Here is a 548-nt window from a genome sequence, read left to right as displayed (position 1 = left end):
AGACCCGCACCCGCGACATACAACTCACCCGCCACCCCCACCGGAACCGGCCGCAGCCCGGCATCCAGCACATAGGTACGGGTATTCCAGATCGGACGGCCGATCGGCGGGGCGAGCTCGGCCGGGGCCAGCGGATCGCTCATCGTGGCCACCACCGTCGACTCGGTCGGACCGTAGACCTGCATCACCGTCCGCCCCGGCGACCACCGCTCCACCATCTCCCCCGGCAACGCCTCACCACCCACCACAAAACCCCGCAGCGACGGGAAGTCCCCCTCCGGCAACGAGATCAACATCGGAGCCACCAAATCGGTGTGCGTGACCTCGAATTCGGTGATCAAAGACGCGAGTTCCTCACCCACAGCCTGCTGCCCCGGCTGCGGCACCACCAACGCCGCACCCGACGACAACGTCATGGCGATATCCGCCATCGACACATCGAAACTGATCGACACCACCAACAAGAACCGGCAGCCCACACCCAGACCAAGCCGATCCGCATGCACCCCCGCCACACTCGCCACACCCCGATGCGAAACCACCACACC

General features: G+C 66.1%; 1 protein-coding gene. It reads right to left on the bottom strand.

Annotated features, from left to right (window positions below):
• The coding region (locus ABD378_RS43755; protein ID WP_344531062.1) for an AMP-binding protein at positions 1-524 on the bottom strand (524 nt) is incomplete at its 3' end.
• Between the last annotated feature and the right edge of the window lie 24 nt (positions 525-548).

It is taken from the genome of Streptomyces rectiviolaceus (genome assembly GCF_039533825.1).
Classification (GTDB): domain Bacteria; phylum Actinomycetota; class Actinomycetes; order Streptomycetales; family Streptomycetaceae; genus Streptomyces; species Streptomyces rectiviolaceus.
The sequence above is the reverse complement of the archived record's forward strand: the minus strand, read 5'-3'. Positions and strand labels throughout refer to the sequence as shown.